This window comes from Halomonas sp. FeN2, assembly GCF_020595105.1.
GTDB lineage: Bacteria > Pseudomonadota > Gammaproteobacteria > Pseudomonadales > Halomonadaceae > Vreelandella > Vreelandella neptunia.
Window position 1 is genome coordinate 3,815,848 of sequence record NZ_CP074200.1, and the last position, 13,263, is coordinate 3,829,110.

General features: G+C 53.9%; 17 protein-coding genes. 14 read left to right on the top strand and 3 right to left on the bottom strand.

Annotation, left to right across the window (positions count from 1 at the left end; genetic code table 11):
• The first annotated feature begins 69 nt into the window (after positions 1-69).
• The 8 genes from KF947_RS17500 to KF947_RS17535 all read left to right on the top strand — a co-directional run bounded on the left by KF947_RS17500 (position 70) and on the right by KF947_RS17535 (position 5,571).
• Positions 70-843: an enoyl-CoA hydratase-related protein gene (locus KF947_RS17500; protein ID WP_133731228.1), complete on the top strand. Its 774-nt coding sequence runs from the start codon at positions 70-72 to the stop codon at positions 841-843.
• A gap of 103 nt (positions 844-946) precedes the next feature.
• The gene (locus KF947_RS17505; protein ID WP_133731227.1) at positions 947-1,564 is read left to right on the top strand and encodes a LysE family translocator; all 618 of its coding nucleotides are present in this window, start codon (positions 947-949) and stop codon (positions 1,562-1,564) included.
• A 54-nt stretch (positions 1,565-1,618) separates the two neighbouring features.
• A complete protein-coding gene (locus KF947_RS17510; RefSeq protein WP_227404649.1) occupies positions 1,619-2,320 on the top strand; it encodes a glutathione S-transferase family protein in 702 nt (233 codons plus the stop codon).
• A gap of 69 nt (positions 2,321-2,389) precedes the next feature.
• Positions 2,390-2,932, top strand: coding sequence for a YaeQ family protein (locus KF947_RS17515; protein WP_227404650.1), 543 nt, complete (start codon positions 2,390-2,392; stop codon positions 2,930-2,932).
• A 248-nt stretch (positions 2,933-3,180) separates the two neighbouring features.
• Positions 3,181-4,170 carry a lipid A deacylase LpxR family protein gene (locus KF947_RS17520; protein WP_227404651.1) on the top strand — a complete coding sequence of 330 codons (990 nt, stop codon included), beginning with the start codon at positions 3,181-3,183 and terminating at the stop codon, positions 4,168-4,170.
• Positions 4,171-4,217: 47 nt separating this feature from the next.
• Positions 4,218-4,550, top strand: coding sequence for a hypothetical protein (locus KF947_RS17525; RefSeq protein ID WP_227404652.1), 333 nt, complete (start codon positions 4,218-4,220; stop codon positions 4,548-4,550).
• An 83-nt stretch (positions 4,551-4,633) separates the two neighbouring features.
• On the top strand, positions 4,634-5,155 hold the full coding sequence (locus KF947_RS17530; protein ID WP_227404653.1) for a DUF421 domain-containing protein: 522 nt from the start codon (positions 4,634-4,636) through the stop codon (positions 5,153-5,155).
• 101 nt (positions 5,156-5,256) lie between these two features.
• Positions 5,257-5,571 carry a DUF6693 family protein gene (locus KF947_RS17535; protein ID WP_227404654.1) on the top strand — a complete coding sequence of 105 codons (315 nt, stop codon included), beginning with the start codon at positions 5,257-5,259 and terminating at the stop codon, positions 5,569-5,571.
• 73 nt (positions 5,572-5,644) lie between these two features.
• Here the strand turns inward: KF947_RS17535 and yghU are convergent, their stop codons facing one another.
• The gene (gene yghU, locus KF947_RS17540) at positions 5,645-6,517 is read right to left on the bottom strand and encodes a glutathione-dependent disulfide-bond oxidoreductase (RefSeq protein ID WP_227404655.1); all 873 of its coding nucleotides are present in this window, start codon (positions 6,515-6,517) and stop codon (positions 5,645-5,647) included.
• 105 nt (positions 6,518-6,622) lie between these two features.
• On the opposite strand from yghU, the gene KF947_RS17545 reads away from it, so the two are divergent.
• The gene (locus KF947_RS17545) at positions 6,623-7,318 is read left to right on the top strand and encodes an aspartate/glutamate racemase family protein (RefSeq protein WP_133731220.1); all 696 of its coding nucleotides are present in this window, start codon (positions 6,623-6,625) and stop codon (positions 7,316-7,318) included.
• 12 nt (positions 7,319-7,330) lie between these two features.
• Here KF947_RS17545 and KF947_RS17550 read toward each other — a convergent pair whose 3' ends face one another.
• Both KF947_RS17550 and KF947_RS17555 read right to left on the bottom strand, forming a co-directional pair.
• Positions 7,331-7,762: an organic hydroperoxide resistance protein gene (locus KF947_RS17550; protein WP_133731219.1), complete on the bottom strand. Its 432-nt coding sequence runs from the start codon at positions 7,760-7,762 to the stop codon at positions 7,331-7,333.
• A 118-nt stretch (positions 7,763-7,880) separates the two neighbouring features.
• Positions 7,881-8,324 carry a MarR family winged helix-turn-helix transcriptional regulator gene (locus tag KF947_RS17555; protein WP_133731218.1) on the bottom strand — a complete coding sequence of 148 codons (444 nt, stop codon included), beginning with the start codon at positions 8,322-8,324 and terminating at the stop codon, positions 7,881-7,883.
• 251 nt (positions 8,325-8,575) lie between these two features.
• Between KF947_RS17555 and KF947_RS17560 the strand changes: the two genes are divergently transcribed.
• The 5 genes from KF947_RS17560 to gntR all read left to right on the top strand — a co-directional run bounded on the left by KF947_RS17560 (position 8,576) and on the right by gntR (position 13,211).
• Positions 8,576-9,649, top strand: coding sequence for a TRAP transporter substrate-binding protein (locus tag KF947_RS17560; protein WP_133731217.1), 1,074 nt, complete (start codon positions 8,576-8,578; stop codon positions 9,647-9,649).
• A 70-nt stretch (positions 9,650-9,719) separates the two neighbouring features.
• Positions 9,720-10,313: a TRAP transporter small permease gene (locus tag KF947_RS17565; RefSeq protein ID WP_133731216.1), complete on the top strand. Its 594-nt coding sequence runs from the start codon at positions 9,720-9,722 to the stop codon at positions 10,311-10,313.
• 2 nt (positions 10,314-10,315) lie between these two features.
• Positions 10,316-11,596: a TRAP transporter large permease gene (locus KF947_RS17570; protein ID WP_133731215.1), complete on the top strand. Its 1,281-nt coding sequence runs from the start codon at positions 10,316-10,318 to the stop codon at positions 11,594-11,596.
• A gap of 13 nt (positions 11,597-11,609) precedes the next feature.
• Entirely contained in the window at positions 11,610-12,137 is a 528-nt protein-coding gene (locus KF947_RS17575) for a gluconokinase (RefSeq protein ID WP_133731214.1), read from the top strand.
• A 78-nt stretch (positions 12,138-12,215) separates the two neighbouring features.
• Positions 12,216-13,211, top strand: a complete 996-nt coding sequence (gene gntR / locus KF947_RS17580; RefSeq protein WP_133731213.1) for a gluconate operon transcriptional repressor GntR — start codon at positions 12,216-12,218, stop codon at positions 13,209-13,211.
• The last annotated feature ends 52 nt before the right edge of the window (positions 13,212-13,263 follow it).

The following is a 13,263-nucleotide window of genomic DNA, read 5'->3' on the forward strand; positions in this document are numbered from 1 at the left end:
CCAAGCGTTCGCTAGGGTTGAGTGGTGTTCACTTTAATATTCCATAACAAATCGAATAAGGAGTCCGCCATGAGCGAAGCAGTGATCGAGAAGGTTGATAACGATGGGATGGTGCGGCTGACCATCAATCGTCCTAAAGCGCTGAATGCCCTGAACAGCGATGTGTTAGCCGCGCTGGAAGCGCATCTGGTAGAGCTTGAGTCCCACCCGAACCTACGTGCTGTGCTGATTACAGGCGCGGGCGAGAAGTCCTTCGTAGCGGGTGCTGATATCACTGAAATGCGTGAGAAAACGCCTGAAGAAGCGCGGGCTTTTGCCATGCAAGCGCTGCGAACCATTAAACGCCTAGAGACTCTGCCCGTGCCGGTGGTCGCGCTGGTGAACGGGTTTTGCCTTGGCGGCGGCTGCGAATTGGCACTGGCCTGCGACTGGGCGGTAGCCAGCGACAACGCGGTGTTTGGTCAACCGGAAGTGCTGCTGGGCGTCATTCCTGGCTTTGGGGGTACGCAACGCCTGCCACGCCGCGTTGGCCCCGCGATGGCGATTGATCTGGTCACCACCGGGCGCAAAATCGACGCCCAAGAGGCACTGCGTATCGGCTTGGTGAACCGGGTAATGCCGCAAGCAGAGCTGGAGAGCTACGCTGAAGAGCTCACTAAACAGCTTAAAGGTAACGGCCCGCAGTCAGTGCGCGGTGCCAAGCAGGCGGTTCACGACGGGATGGATCAAGACCTGGACAGCGCGCTGGCGCTGGAAACCAGCCTGTTTGCCTTCTGCTTTGCCGGTGATGAGCAGAAAGAAGGTATGGCGGCCTTTGTCGAGAAGCGTAAAGCTAATTTCTAAGCCTTTATTCATTCCAGTTTTACTTATTTAGGGGGTGGCGCTTGCGTCATCCCCGTTTTATTCTCAAAGGCTTCCTACTACTGATCTCTTCGGAGTTGCCACGATGCAATGGGCCGCGTTTATCCTCGCCGCGCTGGGTTTTGCCTACCTCCCTGGGCCTGCGATGTTGTATACCGCAGCGCAAACCCTGGGGCGCGGCCGACGAGCAGGGTGGTTAGCGGTCATGGGTGTGCACATGGGCTGCTACGTTCATGTGGTAGCCGCTGCGCTAGGCTTGGCACTGCTGTTTGCAGCGATTCCGCCTGCCTATATCGCCATGAAAATCATTGGCGGGCTCTATCTGCTCTGGATGGGGTTGCGGCTATGGCAACAGGGCATTCGTGCCCATGGCGATGAGGTACCGCTGGCAACCACTAAACGCGTGCTGCGTGACAGCTTTTTGGTGGAGGTGCTCAACCCTAAAACCGCGCTTTTCTTTGTCGCGTTTCTGCCCCAGTTTGTGCAGCCCGAGAGCGCTATGCCGGTAGCGTGGCAACTGCTCTGGTTAGGTATCGCCACCAATGCGCTGTTCTCATCGGCGGATGTTGTGGTGGTGCTGCTGGCCAGCCCATTGCGTGAGTGGTTACAAAAATCCCATGGTTCCTCCCGACTCATTCAGCGCATTGGCGGTGGTGTATTAATGGGGTTAGGCGGTAATACGCTGGCTCAGGCGGCACGTTAAGAGAGGCTGCCTTCATCGATCGGTTAATTCAATTCTCCACAAAAGGAGCGCTGCATGTTTGATCTCTATATTGCCAACAAGAATTACTCTTCTTGGTCGCTGCGCCCTTGGGTGCTGATGAAAGCACTGGAGATTGCGTTTAACGAACACCTGATGCCCTTTGAAGGGGGCACTGGCGCGAGTCATGCCACCTTTACCCGCTTTTCCCCTTCAGGCTTAGTGCCTTGCCTTGTGGAGGTGACGGACGAAGGCGAGCTGGCGGTGTGGGACTCCCTGGCGATTGTTGAGTATCTGGCCGAGCAGCACGCTAATGTCTGGCCGAGTGATAAAGCCGCCCGCGCCTGGGCGCGCTCAGCTACAGCAGAGATGCACAGCGGCTTTAGCGCCCTGCGCGGCGAGTGTCCAATGAACTGCGGTATGCGGGTGGAATTGAATAGCTTATCGGCTAATCTCAAGGCCGATCTGGCACGCGTGGATGCACTATGGCAGCAAGGGCTTGAGCGCTTTGGTGGGCCGTTTTTAGCGGGTGAAACCTTCTCCGCGGTAGATGCGTTTTACGCCCCTGTGGCCTTTCGCATGCAGACATTCAGCTTGCCGGTTAGCGAGAAGCCCCGGGCGTATGTCGAGCGCTTGTTAGCGCTGCCTGCCATGCAGGCATGGTATCAAGCCGCGCTAGAAGAGCCATGGCGGGAGTCCATGCACGAGGCCGATACGTTGAAAAATGGCACAGTGACAGCTGACCACCGCAAAGCTTAACCTTTCAGGCTATTCACCAAGGACACCCTGCATCGGGTACACTGACGCAAATTTCGTTTGGAAACTTCCATGGCTCTTAGCGCAACGCCCTACAAAGTTGATATTAACCTGACCGATTTGGATCGCGGGGTGTATGAAACGCTGCGCTTTACCGTGGCTCGCCATCCATCAGAGACCGAAGAGCGCATGACCGCGCGCCTGCTCGCCTATGTGCTGTGGTATAGCGAAACGCTTGCCTTCGGGCGTGGGCTTTCCGATGTAGATGAACCGGCACTGTGGGAGAAAAGCCTAGACGGTCGCCTACTGCACTGGATCGAAGTGGGTTTGCCCGATGCCGAGCGGGTTACCTGGTGCTCACGTAGGGCAGAGCGCGTGTCCCTCCTTGCTTACGGCCGGGTAGATCAATGGGAAAGTAAAGTGTTGCCCAATGTGGCATCGCTGAAAAATGTCCATGTGGCGGGCCTGCCACAAGAGGCTCTAGCGACTATCGCTAAAGACCTGCCAAGGGCGATTAATTGGGCGGTAATGATCAGCGAAGGATCGCTGTTTATTACCGATGAAAATGGCCAGCATGAAATTACCCCGCAATGGCTGCTGCGCGACAGAGAGTGATTGATCTTGACCATTAGCCTGCAAACTTTCGTTTAGTCGACTACGCTATAAATCTAAGCAATCAACAGCATAAGGGATGGCCTACGGGCCATCCTTAATTTTTAGTGTCTTAGCCTTTTTGTGTAGAAATTTGCAAAAGTATGCTTGCTATCTTTTTGCATAATTACATACAATCAACAATGTTTGTTGCTATTCTTAATCTAGCAGTTTCAAAAAACAGGCCCAAGATCTATCTCAAGGAATGAGTAATGAAAGCAAAGACCCCTTTACGATGGCAGCTGCTACCGCTCGTGGCTGTAGTAAGCCTGCTGCCAGCACTGGCGCAAGCCGACGATAGCATCCTCTCGATTAAGCACGAAAATGATGGCATGGCCAGCAGCGATGATGGCCACTTTACCAGCGGTTTTGAGCTAAATTGGGCGTTTGAACCTGAAGCGCAAAGCTGGACGCAGCGCTTGGCCACCGCGTTACCTGATAGCCTCATTGGCAGCGCTGACATGGCAGCTTTTCGTCTGGTGCATCAGATTTATACGCCAAACAATATTGAGCAGCGTGGACTGATCGAAGATGATCGACCCTACGCAGGGATTGTTTACGGCGGTATGTCACTTTACGAAGATGTGCCCACGGGCAACTGGCGCCAAGCGACTGACCTGCACCTGGATATTGGCTTGGTAGGGCCTTCGTCGCTTGCCGATAGCATTCAACGTGAAGTGCATCGCATTACTGAAAGCGACCGCCCCAGCGGTTGGGATAACCAGCTTGGTGATGAAGCCATCGTCAACGTCTCCATGCGTCGCCAGTGGTGGCATAGCTCCCCATTGATCGGCAAGCAGTTTGCCCATGGCCCCAGCATCAGCGCTGCTTTGGGCAACCTCTATACCTACGCAAGCGCTGGGTATAGCGTGCGTTGGGGAGATGAGGCCCCTGGCATTCCTACACTAACGCCAAACTCCGGCAGCCGACACTATATGACGGGTAAAGAGGGGTGGCAGTGGTACCTGTTTGCCAGCGTCGACGGTTACTACATGGCGCAGAATCTGACACTGGACGGTAATACGTTTAGAAATAGTCACTCGGTTGATCGCAAAGAGTGGGTGGGCGATGTCTCCGCGGGGTTGGCGCTTGCCTGGGATGATTGGCAGGTCACCTACGCGGCTGTTCAACGCTCACGTGAATTTGACGGCCAGGAAGAGCAGGATAAGTTTGGTTCTATCACGCTATCTAAACGCTTCTAAAACAGTTCGGTTAGTCACTCGCGTTCAACGGGAAAGGAGTAGTGCTTATGGCTAACAAGTACCCCCACACCCCAGATGGGCGCTACTTTGTCGCCAAAAATCGGCTTTGGCGCTGCACTGACCCGCGTTTAGATGAAGAGCAAAGGCGAGCCCATATCAAAGAGTTGATGAAAGCCCGTCGAGCGGTTAGAGCAGCCCAGCAAAAAGACGATGAAGATGCGCTTCGCCAAGCCCGCAACGCAGTGCAGAGCGCTAAAGAAGCACTCGGAGAGCGTGGCCCCGTCTGGTGGGATGATGAAGCCCCCGATGAAGGCGGCCTTGCGCCCCATAACAGTTCCTATGCCGAGTGGTGGGAGCGTCATCACTCAATGCCCTCCTAGCGTATACAACAGACTCAGGGCTGCTAGCCTACGTAGAGGTGTGTGATGTCCACATACCACTCGGCGTCTAGGAGTAAGGGTCAATGGAACTGGGTTTTTTCAATAGCTGGGGTAGTTTATTACGCATTGTGATCGTTGGAGTACTGGCATACGCCACGCTTGTTCTCTTCCTGCGCCTGTCAGGCAATCGTACGCTTTCGAAAATGAATGCCTTCGACTTAATCGTGACGGTAGCGCTGGGCTCCACGCTGGCCACTGTGCTGCTATCTAAAGATGTCGCCTTGGTGGATGGGGCGGTCGCGTTAGCATTACTGATTTCACTTCAATTTATAATTACCTGGACAAGCGTGCGATTTCGTTGGGTTCGTCGGTTAGTCACTGGCGAGCCGCTGATGCTGCTCTATCAGGGCGAGTTTCTGTTAACGTCGCTGCGACAAGCGCGGGTAACCCAAGACGAAGTCCTTTCGGCCATTCGCAGTAGTGGGCTTAGTGACGTGACCAGGGTAGAAGCAGTGGTGTTAGAAACCGATGGTTCATTAAGTGTCGTCAAACGGCAGGCGGAGAGCCGTCAATCCAGCTTAGAGGGTGTTAGGGGCCCCCATTGAAGCCAATTCATAGCTCATATGTCTAAGTAATATTAATTTTTGCGTTCACGTTTCTGCCTAGCGATGGTACTCTTCGCCACTGTTAATTTTAAGGACGCAACGTGAATATCAAAGCTGATCTTTCCATTCTCGATATTATTGGCCATCTGATTGTTTGGGTGGTACTCAGTATTGTTACTCTTGGCATAGCGCTGTTTTTCTTCCCCTATTCGTTTTCACGATTTGTGATTAACCGTACCTCGGTAGTGGATGCTGCTGGGGTGGAGCGAAAAATGGTTTGTGATATCAATCTGTTCAGCAACATTGGCCACATTATCCTCTGGATGCTGATTTCGCTGGTCACCTTTGGACTGGGGTATATTTTTTACTTCTACCGGGTATGGAATTACGCCTTGAATAACTCACGGGTTGCATAGTCTTAGCTTGTAATCTGAAAGCTACCAAGAGCCTACGCTGAGAGATCAAGCGCAGGCTCTTTTGTTGGGCTACTTACTCCCCGTCAGCCAGTTTATCTTGGGTGCGAAGTTCAAAATCGCTGGCATCATGACGTTCGTGCAACTGCTCGTGCAGCTCGCCAAAGGAGCGGTTGACCATACGGCCGCGTTTAACGGCGGGGCGCTCATCGATCTCTTCCGTCCAGCGTAGAACGTTCTTGTAAGTGTGAGCTTCCAAGAACTCGGCCGCTTCGTAAACGCGATTTTTCACCAGCGCGCCATACCAAGGGTGAATCGCCATATCGGCAATGGTGTACTCATCGCCGGCCATAAAGCGATTTTCCGCCAAGTGGCGGTCAAGCACATCAAGCTGGCGCTTGACTTCCATGGTGTAGCGGTCAATCGGGTACTGATACTTTTCCGGTGCGTAGGCGTAAAAATGGCCAAAGCCGCCGCCTAACATCGGCGCGCTGCCCATTTGCCAGAATAGCCAAGAGAGGCATTCGGTACGCTTCGCCGGGTCGCTGGGTAAGAACTCGCCAAATTTTTCAGCCAAATAGAGCAGGATTGCGCCAGACTCAAACACTCGCTGGGGGGGATTGGCTGAGTGATCCATCAGTGCCGGAATTTTGGAGTTGGGGTTCACCTCGACAAAGCCGCTGCTGAATTGATCGCCTTCGCCAATTTGAATCAGGTAAGCGTCGTACTCAGCGCCTGTTACGCCTTTCTCCAGCAGCTCTTCCAGCATCACGGTGACTTTGACACCATTGGGCGTGGCCAGGGAGTAAAGCTGAAGTGGGTGTTTGCCTACCGGCAGCGCCTTGTCATGGGTAGGGCCTGCGATTGGGCGATTGATATTGGCAAATTTACCACCGTTGCCAGGTTCCCATTTCCAAACGCTCGGCGGAGTATAGGTGTTGTCGCTCATTAGTTTCCTCGCTATAAATATTCTATCAGTGTCAAAGCAGCTACAAGGGGTAGCTAGTGATTAGCCTGATAATAAAGTAGTTCATTTTCCCAAATGAGGTGGCGGATGCGTGTTATTGGTGTACTCGGCGGTATGAGCTGGGAATCTACCCAAGGCTACTACCGGGCCTTAAACGAAGGCGTAAAAGCGGCGCTAGGTGGCTTTCATTCGGCTAAGATCGTGATGGTTAGCGTCGATTTTGCCGACATTGAAGCACTGCAGCAGCAAGGCGATTGGCACGCGGCTGGCGATCTGCTGGCCAGCGCTGCCCAAAGCGTCGAGCGGGCGGGCGCCGATTGCCTGCTGATTGCCACTAACACCATGCATAAAGTGGCACCTGCCATTGAACAGGCTATTGCTATTCCGCTGCTGCATATTGCCGATGCCACGGCTGAACAACTCACCGCAGACGGCATTACCCGGGTTGGCCTATTGGGTACGCGCTTTACCATGGAACAGGACTTTTATATTGGTCGATTAGAACAGCGGTTCGGCATTGAGGTCGTGGTGCCGGATCAGTCTGAGCGCGACATCGTTCATCGGATTATCTTTGATGAACTTTGCCAGGGCCGCATTGAAGATGAATCACGTCAGCGCTATTTGGCAATCATTGATGCCTTGCATGCCCAAGGCGCCCAGGGGGTGATTTTAGGCTGTACCGAAATCGCCATGCTGGTAGGCCAGGGCGATACCGCGGTGCCCCTTTACGACACCACCGCTCTGCATGCCCAGAGAGCGGTGGCGTGGGCGCTAGCTAAGTAGGTGGCTAGCAGCTTATACCAACGTCAGGGTGACATTAATATTGCCACGGGTCGCGTTGGAGTAGGGGCAGACAACGTGGGCTTTATCGACCAGCTGCTGGGCAACGTCTTGCTCAAGGCCAGGCAGACTGATTTTTAGCTCGACTTCGATGCCAAAGCCGGTAGGAATGGCGCCGATACCAACGTGGCCATCAATTTTCGTATCCTGGGGTAGCTTTACTTTTTCCTGGCCAGCGACATGCTTTAGTGCGCCTAAAAAGCAGGCCGAGTAGCCAGCGGCAAAGAGCTGCTCAGGATTGGTGCCATCACCGCCTGCGCCTCCCAGCTCTTTGGGCGTGCTGAGTTTAACATCCAGCGCGCCATCGGACGATTTGGCCTGGCCTTCACGGCCGCCGGTAGCAGTGGCGTGGGCACGGTAAACAACATTTTCAATAGTGGTCGTCATTTGCTATCTCCTGTCGGTATTTTCATTATGAACTTACGCTATTAACTTAGCGCAGCTTTATTTTGCGCGCAATATAAATGCCAAATAAATCGCTACGCCCTGCGCCAAAAAGCAAAGGCTACTGGTTCTTTTGCAGGCTATCACGCAGCCGCACTAAGTCCTCTTTAAGCATGGTCAGTGCCTCAATTGACTGCTCGCTGGCATGCACCACACAGCTGGGAATATCGCACGCCTGTTCGCGCAACGCTTTGCCTTTGTCTGTGAGGTAAAGCTCTACTACGCGTTCGTCTTCATGGCTGCGTTTGCGATTCAACAGTTGATCGGCTTCAAGTCGCTTAAGCAGCGGCGTAAGTGAGCCAGGGTCTGTTAGTAGGCGCTTACTCATAGTGCCTACCGTGATGCCATCGTTTTGCCAAAGCACCAGCATCGCCAGGTATTGCGGGTAAGTTAGCCCCAACTTTTTGAGCAAGGGTTTATAAACTTTGGTCATCATCAACGAGGTTGAATAGAGCGCAAAGCAAAGTTGGTGATCGAGCTCTAATTCGCTACAAGATGGTTGCACAAGTATGGGTTCCGATCCGAAATACGTAGGGTAATGTAGCGCGGGAAGCAGTTAGTGGCTATCCCTAGACGTTGGTCGTAAGTTGGCAGTTTTGTTTTGACACGCACAGGGCAGGTAGCTAGCCTTCGCTTACTGGATGTTACCGGTAACAAGTTGCCGTTCATTGAATCAGCCATTAACAACCTCGCTATTAACGACTCAGCTATTAACAACCCAGTCATTAACAACAACGAGTATTTGGAGATAACGCTATGACACCTATTTGGCGCAACACACTGACCTTCGTCGGCGCGACCACCCTGACATTTGGTATGGCTCATGCCCAGAGCCCTGAGCTTTCTGATCCGCCTGAGATTGAAGGCGAGGTAGTTGGCGACCACGGCTCGCATACTTTGCGCATGGGCATCGGCCTTGCGGAAAGTTCGCCACAGTACCTATCCAGCCAATACTTTGGTGAGATTCTGGAGCAGCGTACCGACGGCCGTATTACCGTTAATGTCTTCCCTAACAGTCAGTTAGGTGATGACGTTCAAATGATGGAAATGCTGCAAACCGGTACGCTGGATATGACCTATCCTTCCAGCTCTGCCACCACTGGTTACGTTGAAGAACTAGCCGCTTTCGATCTGCCGTTCCTGCTCCCTAGCCGTGAAGCAGCCGTGGCTGTGATGCAGAGCGATGTGGCCCAGGACATGCTGGATGCCTTTGAAGGTACCGGTCTGAAAGCGCTCGCCTTCTCTGAGAATGGCTATCGTCAGCTCTCGAACAGCGCACGCCCGGTGGCGAGTCCTGAAGACGTTGCAGGTCTAGATGTGCGCGGTTTAAGCGTACGTACCATGGAAAACCCGGTGCACCTGGCAATTTGGGAAGCGTTAGGCGCCAACCCAACGCCGATGGCCTTTGGTGAGCTGTTCTCTGCCATGGAGCAGGGCGTTGTTGATGGCCAGGAAAACCCATGGAGCACCATCCTCACCTCTAACTTCCATGAGGTGCAGGATTATGGCACTGAGACGCGTCACGTCTATACTCCCTTTATCATGATGCTTTCTGAGCGTACCTGGGATCGTATGGCGCCCGAGTACCAAGAGCTGGTGCTGGAAGCGGCGCGTCAGTCCGCTGAATATGAAATTCAGCTTTCTGCTGAATACGATGATTGGTCACGGGATCAGCTTGCAGAGCGCGGAATGGAAATTACCCGCCTGGACGATGAGCAGTTAGCCGCGTTCCAGGATGCCGTTCAACCGGTTTATGAAGAGTGGGCGCCGCGTATTGGTGAAGACCTGATCGCCGACATTCAAAAGATTGTTGAAGAGAGCAGCAACTAAACCTTACGTTTAGCGCACTACTCGGGCAGGCCATTGGGCCTGCCCGACGTGTCAGTGCCCTGGAGCTCCTATGTCACTCTCCTCTACACCCCCAAATACCCCCACGCCGATTGAAGATCCATCGGTGTATCTGGATGACCCTAATCGCAAGTTGCTGGAAATCGATACCGATACTCGCCAAGGCCCGGCATTGTTCCGCTGGATGACTTTAGGCATGGAGTATTTGATCGGCGCTATTTTAGTGGCGTTGATTGTGTCCGTTTCCTGCAACGTGGTGGGACGTGCGTTGTTTAATAACTCGCTGCCGTGGGCGGATGAGCTCGCGCGTATGCTGTTTATATGGCTGGTATTTATCGGTGCCGCTGCGGCGTTTTCCCGTTACGAGCACATTGCCGTTGACGCTCTTGTACGGCGCCTGCCGCTGCGCTTGGCGCATATGCTATATCTGCTGCAGCACCTGATTATTACCGGCCTCATGGTAGTGATGATTTGGGGCGGCTACCAAGTATTGGCACACTCTAGTGGGCGTTCGGCGATTATGGACGTGCCGCTGAGCTTTATCAGCCTTTCGCTGGTGCTATGCGTCATTTTTATTGCGGCGGTATCGATGTGGCGAATGTGGGTCAGCCTGAACGTTATTCGACACCCTGAGCGGGAGCGCTAATCATGCTATGGATTTTTCTGGCTATTTTATTGGCCTCCATCGTTATCGGGCTGCCCATTGCCTTTGGCCTGGGCGTTGCCGCGTTGGTGATGGCGGTACTCTCTGATATTCCACTGTCGATCATGATCGAGCAGTCCATCCGCGGGGTAAATAGCTTTCCGCTGCTGGCAATTCCGTTCTTTATTTTAGTCGGTGAGGTGATGAGCAATGGCGGTATCGCTCGCCGCTTGATGGAGCTGGCTGGCGCTATGGTGGGCTTTATGCGCGGCGGGCTAGGGCAGGTTGCTATCACCGGCTCGATGTTCTTTGGCGGCATCAGTGGGTCAGCGGTGGCCGATACGGCCGCTACCGGTGCGATGATGATTCCCTCTATGAAAGAACAGGGGTATACGGCTGCCAATGCCACCGCAATTAATACCGTATCGTCAGTAATCGGGATCATTATTCCACCCTCGATTCCTCTGATTCTCTACGGCATCGTCACTGAGACTTCCATTAGCCGCCTGTTTATCGCCGGTATTATCCCCGGCCTGCTGATTGGCTTTGCGCTGATGGTGACCACCTATATTCTTGCCAAAAAGGATGGTGGCGGCGTGCAGCAGTTCCGCTGGGATCGTCTTTGGAAAGCCTTCAAAGATGCCTGGATGGCGCTAGTGCTTCCGGTGATTGTGATTGGCGGTATTATTGGCGGCGTGTTTACGGCCACCGAAGCCGCCGTAGCGGCACTGCTCTATTCGCTGGCTATTTCGCTGGTGGTCTACCGCGAATTCAAGCTTAAAGAGCTTGTCGGTATGCTGATTCGTACGGCCCGCTTGACCGGTATGGTCATGATGTTACTGGCGTTTGCGACGGTAATCGCTTGGTTCCTGACCATTAATATGGTGCCGCAAACCCTGGTTAGCCAAGTTCAGTCGATCACTCAAGACCCGTTTATGCTGCTGTTGATTGTGGCCTTCTTGCTGCTGTTGGTGGGATTTGTGATGGACTTGACTCCGGCAATGGTAATTATGGCGCCTATGCTGGCTCCCATTGTCACCTCGGTGGGCGTTGATGCGGCTTACTTCGGCGTGCTGATGGCCTTTGTATTGGGCATCGGGTTATTAACCCCACCGGTGGGCACCTGCCTCTATGTAGGTTGCGGTGTAGGTAAAGTTTCTATGGAGTCGTTGGTCAAAGCCATGCTGCCTTACTATGCGGCTCTCTTGGTGGTGTTGGTGATCCTGGTCGCTTTCCCAGGTATCGTTACCTGGCTGCCCGACCTCACCGCCGTGCGCGGCAATTAATAGGAGAGCCTCTGTGAAGACCCTCTCGCATCGTATTTTGGTGATGGGCGTGTCCGGCTCAGGGAAGTCGCACATTGGCCAACAGTTGGCGCTAACCCTAGGAGCGACCTTTATCGATGGTGATGACTACCACTCGCCCGCTAACGTTGCCAAAATGGCTAGCGGCAAGCCGCTTAACGACGATGACCGGAGCGAGTGGCTGGATACCTTGGCGGCGCTGTTTGCCGAGTATCGGGCAAAGAGTGAATCGCTGGTGATTGCTTGCTCTGGGTTGAAAAAACGCTACCGCGATCGACTGCGACAGGGCGACTCAGCGTTGCAGATCCTGTATTTAGAGGGCAGCCGGGAGCTACTGCTTGAACGGCTTGAAACCCGGGCCGGGCACTTCTTTAAAGGTGATACCATGTTGGCCAGCCAGCTGGCCGACTTGGAACCACCGAGTAGAGAGGAGGCCTTCAATGCCTCGATTGCTTTATCGCCCCAAGTGATCGTTACGCAATTTGCTGCCACATTGTCGACGCCCAGCCACTCGCTAAGTTAAAAGGCAGGAATAAGCATTAGGGTCGCTGCTGGTTAGGCTAGGCCCTATCGCTTACACGTTGCATAAGGCAGTCACTTTTTGAAGAAAAAACGCCCAACCCTGCAGGATATCGCCAATCACGTAGGGGCTACCAAAATGACGGTAAGCCGCTGCCTGCGCGACCCTGAAACGGTCTCGGAAGGCCTCCGAGAGCGTATCTTCTCGGTTGCTGAGCAGATTGGCTATATTCCCAATCGCGCACCGGATTTGCTCTCACGGGCGACCAGCCACTCCATCGGGGTGCTGGTGCCGTCGCTTACCAATCAGGTATTCGCCGATGTCATCCTCGGTATCGAAACGCTGACGGAGCCGGCAGGTTATCACCTAATGCTTTCCCACTATGGCTATAGCCCAGAGCTTGAGGAGCGGAGTCTGGCATCTTTGCTCTCCTATAACGTCGATGGGGTGATTCTGTCTGACCGTGACCATACACCGCGCAGCCTGCGCATGCTGGAAACCGCCGGCATTCCAATTGTTGAGATCATGGACACCCACCGCCCTCCGCTGCAGCAGGTAGTGGGCTACGATAACGTTCAAGCGGCGTATGACATGGTGAGTGAGATGATCCGACGTGGTCGACGTCAGGTGATTTATCTGGCGGTGCGCTTGGATGAGCGCACCCGACAGCGTGAGCAGGGCTACCGTCGCGCCATGGAGGAGCATGGATTAACACCCGTCACCTTACAAAGCACTCAGCGCTCCTCTTACAGCGTGGGGGCGGCGCTGCTGCAACAGATAATCGTCGATTATCCAGCGGCGGATGGCCTGTTCTGCACCAACGATGACGTCGCAGTAGGGGCCTATTTCGAGTGCCAGCGGCGGGGGATTGATGTACCTGGGCGGATGGCCTTGGCTGGCTTCCATGGCCACGACGTGGGGCACGTTATGACGCCACGGCTTGCCAGCGTAGTCACTCCGCGTCAGGCCATAGGCGAAGCGGCAGCGGCGGAATTATTGGCGCGGATTCGTGGAGAATTGCTAACCCAGAAAGTGGTTGATTTGGGTTACCGTATTGAAGTGGGAATGACCTTATAGAGCGCGTTATCGAGTAGCCGTTAGCGGCGTAAATGACTAAAGTAGCCTTTTA